This is a genomic window from Bradyrhizobium retamae (assembly GCF_001440415.1).
Taxonomy (GTDB): Bacteria; Pseudomonadota; Alphaproteobacteria; order Rhizobiales; family Xanthobacteraceae; genus Bradyrhizobium; species Bradyrhizobium retamae.
The window spans coordinates 1-3,752 of sequence record NZ_LLYA01000056.1 but is presented as its reverse complement, the minus strand read 5'-3'; the positions used below and the strand labels follow the sequence as shown (position 1 = coordinate 3,752).

At 61.4% G+C, this 3,752-nt stretch carries 4 protein-coding genes; 1 reads left to right on the top strand and 3 read right to left on the bottom strand.

Going from position 1 to position 3,752, the window contains the following annotated elements:
• The 3 genes from CQ13_RS08440 to CQ13_RS08430 form a co-directional block, all read right to left on the bottom strand.
• A partial coding sequence (locus tag CQ13_RS08440) for a transposase (RefSeq protein ID WP_197427285.1) occupies nt 1–324 on the bottom strand: 324 nt, incomplete at its 3' end.
• Between the two features lie 264 nt (nt 325–588).
• Complete coding sequence (locus CQ13_RS08435; RefSeq protein ID WP_283807497.1) at nt 589–1,308, bottom strand: twin-arginine translocation signal domain-containing protein; 720 nt, start codon at nt 1,306–1,308, stop codon at nt 589–591.
• On the bottom strand, nt 1,244–2,398 hold the full coding sequence (locus tag CQ13_RS08430; protein WP_197427283.1) for an acetamidase/formamidase family protein: 1,155 nt from the start codon (nt 2,396–2,398) through the stop codon (nt 1,244–1,246). The genes CQ13_RS08435 and CQ13_RS08430 overlap by 65 nt, the downstream gene beginning before the upstream one ends.
• A gap of 840 nt (nt 2,399–3,238) precedes the next feature.
• On the opposite strand from CQ13_RS08430, the gene CQ13_RS44305 reads away from it, so the two are divergent.
• Complete coding sequence (locus CQ13_RS44305; protein ID WP_197427282.1) at nt 3,239–3,589, top strand: hypothetical protein; 351 nt, start codon at nt 3,239–3,241, stop codon at nt 3,587–3,589.
• Nucleotides 3,590–3,752 lie beyond the last annotated feature (163 nt).

Genomic DNA, 3,752 nt, shown 5'->3' with positions numbered 1-3,752 from the left:
CGCCCGCGAGAACGCCGAATGATCCGGGATAGCATCCTCGATACCGAGCTTGCAGCGATAGGCGAGGTTCACCTGCACTTCACGGCAGAGCAGCCGCTCCGAGCGGATCGCAAAGACGTACCCCACGACCAGCATCCGGATCATCAGTTCCGGATCGATCGACGGGCGACCCATCGACGAATAGTGAGGTGCAAGCTCGCTGCGAAGCCAGGAAAGATCGAGAGCAGCATCGATCTTCCGCACCAGATGATCTTCGGGAATCGCGTCGCTAAGATCAAACTCGTAGAACAGTTGACCTTGGTCACTCTTCAGACGGCCCATCATGGATCGACCTCGTCGCGATTCGCCTCAACACAACGGAATCACGCCTCGAGGCCTCTCTCAACCGACTTTGCAACAAAATCGGCCCTAAGCAGAACAGCGCCTAAGCCGTTGTCATGTCGGCTGACGGAGGCAGACCGGACGCCGGTCCATGCTCGCCTTCACCGCCGCTTGTGACTCCTTTTCTGAAGTGCTGCGAGGGCGCGACGAGGCTCGCAATTGATGAAGAAGCAGAGGTCTGGGCGGCCTCCAGCTCAGGGCCGCGGCTCATTGCGGGACATCAACCTCGTGGGTGTGATCTTCATGGGCATGTGGCTCGAGGCCCGGCATGGGCGCGCCCGTGAAATAACCTAGAGCGCCAGGATGCAGCGGGATGCGCGAGTCGGGTGGCTCGGAGGACGAACCGTTCGGCAGCAGCAATTCGGGAAGGGCGCTGCGGCTCTTGTCCAGCGCTTCGGCGATCAACCAGGCATGGCGTGCTGCAAAGTCGTCGCGGCAGACGAACAAATACTCTCCGATGCCGACAACGGTGAACAGCTTGACTGGTCCGTGCTCGGCGAAGGGGGGCCTCCCTTGTCGAAGGGCTGCCGCATCGTCGCGCCGCATCAGCGCGACGTCCAACTGCTGCGAGCTGATCAGACTGGCGATGCGCTCCTTGTGCGGCGCCCTGCTCACCTGAGCCTTGCTGCTCGGCAAGCGATTCGCGAGGACCTCAGCTACCCGCTTGCCGAGCTCGAACGAGGGAGGATCGGCGCGCGAAGTCAGGATCAGCAGGTGACGCCGGCGGTAGACGCCCCACTGGCCATAGGGTGCGTGGCCACAAAGGAACATGGCTGCGGCACCGGCCCCCGCCGTTCGGAGGAATTCCCGGCGGCTCGGCCTCCCACCAACCTCAGGACCTTCGGTCTTATGCCACACGCTACTACTTGCGGAATATGGTGGTCGGCAGGATGGCGGAGACTGCGTAGTTCGGCACGTCGACGACATTGCCGATACGCAGGTCGGCGGCCACGCTCGCCACGACATATGCCTGCTCCGGCGTGAGGCCCTTCTCGACAACCATCCAGTCGATCAGCTCGATCAGCGCGTTGCGCGCCGCCAGCATCAGGTCCTCTGAGAGGTTCTCGAGCGGGCCGATTTTCTGGCTGTCGAGGTAGGTATGGTAAGGCGGGATCTGGCCCTTGGCTTTCAGCGGGAAGCCGGTGGTGGCGTAGAACTCGGTCGGCGCCAACCGGATGAGCTGATCGCCGCCTTCGAAGTGCGGGACTTTGACCTTCGCGGCTTGCGCCTTGCGGATCTCGGTGACCAGCGTGACCGTCGCCCCCATCTCGATCGCCGTGCCGGAGACCTCGCCATCACCTTGCGCGAAATGGACGTCGCCGACGAACAAGCCGCACCCGTCCACGAAGCAGGGCAGCAGCAGCGTCGTGCCCACAACCATCTGCTTGATGTCCATGTTGCCACCGTTCTCGCGCGGCGGAATGGTGCGCAGGCACTCATTCTTGCTGCTTCCGTTCTGACCGCAGACATCGCTCGGCAGCGCACCGAGCGGCTGCGGAGTCAGCACGACGCCGCCCGCGCTCTGCAGCGCCGCCTCGCGCGTGAGGATCGTGGCCACCTCGGGCTGGCCCGGCAGCACCCCGACCGTGCCCATAAATCCGTTAAAGGGGATGACGACGCCCGGGATCTGGTCGGAGACCGCCTCCTTGCGGTTGAGTTTCCAATTGGCGATGAACGGCTTGGTGAAGCGATCGCGCAGGAAACCGAAGCCCGGGACGATCACGGTGTAGCCGTAGTCGTCCGGCTGTACGTCGAGGAGTGTCACCGCCAGTACGTCGCCGCGCTGGGCACCCTCGATGAAGACCGGGCCGGTCAGCGGATGGACGAGATTGAGATCGGCCGCCGACACATCCTCGGGCTTGGAGCCGAGGTTGAAGTCGGAGTCGAAGGCATCGCGCGTCTCAAAGACGATATGCTGACCGGGGTTGGCGCGACTCACCGGCTTGATGGCCGGGTGCATGCGGTTCATGCAGTTGTTGTCGTCGACGCAGTGCGCGCCGGTCTTCGCGACGCGCACAACCTGCCACGCCCTAACGGACGTCGTATCCGCATGCGCTGCGGTTGCGCTGAGTAGCAATGTCGCGGCCGCAGTGATGATCCAGAATTGCCCGGATTGCATCATTCGCTCCTCCCTCAGCAGAATCGTGACCCTATTCTGGTCGGGACGACGATCGGCAACGCCTTGGGCGCCCGGCGGCACGATGAGGAGATCAAGATCTCGTCCTGACGACCGTCCGGCGAAGCTACTCCCCTTTGGGGTAAGTGCCAACCACCATGGGGTCGAAAGGGCGGAAAAACAACGGCCTCTTCACCGCCATGGCGTTCTTGTGGGTCCAGCATTTCCTTGTCCTCAAATGTGCAGCGTTATCAGCGTCGGCGCTGATACCACAGACATATCCTTCGCGGTCAGATCACCGAAACGAACGGCGCGAGACCTATCAGCAACAGGGCGACGCCCGTGGCACCTTCCAGGAGACGGGACAGATGGGCTAGGGTTGCGCCATGCCGGGTCCAGCTGCGCACGCGCCATTCGCGTGCGAAGATTGTCAGCCCGGCATCGTTGATCCGACCAATCTGCTCCGTTGCGTCGTGTATCCTGAGCAAGGAGAAGCTCGCTCACAAAACCATCATCGAAAGATTCGTGGCCGTGGTCCGTAGCAAGAATGCCTCACCAACTTGGAGCGATGTTAGGACCGCGCTCCTAGACTTCGATCGCGCGGCGCTTCGGGGGCTAGTGCAAGACCTCTACACTGCGAGCAAAGATAACCAAGCATTCTTGCACGCCCGCTTGGGCTTGGGTCACGATCAGCTGCAACCCTTCAAAGCACGTATTTCTAATTGGATATGCCCAGACGCCATGAACAATCAACCCATATCGATTTCAAAGGCCAAGAAGGCGGTTGCGGACTACAAGAAAGCGATTGGGCGCGCGGATGGGATGGCGGAGCTGTCGATATTTTATTGCGAAGAGGCATTCGGCTTCCTGGAATCCTGCAGCATGGAAGATGAAAGCTACTTTGTTGCTCTGATCCGCATGTATGGACGGTCCCTCGAATTCGTATCAAGCCTACCCCATGCCGAGCGCTCCGCCTACCTTGAGCGTCTCGACAAGCTTAGATCGCGCGGGAGGGACATCGGCTGGGGGGTCGAGGACGAACTCAATAGCCTTTGGTACGCTACCGTTCTCGGCGAGCACCAGAGTGAATGACGGCTCGGTCTGCTCGGTTCCGCAATTGATGAGGGAATCCAGCCGTGCCCGCCTCGGGGCAAACCGGACGTAGCGCGGACATCGCCAAGACGACGCAGATGACCCAAATCGGACTTCAGCTCTTACCGAGATAGGCGACGGTTTCGATCTCCACCAAGACTTC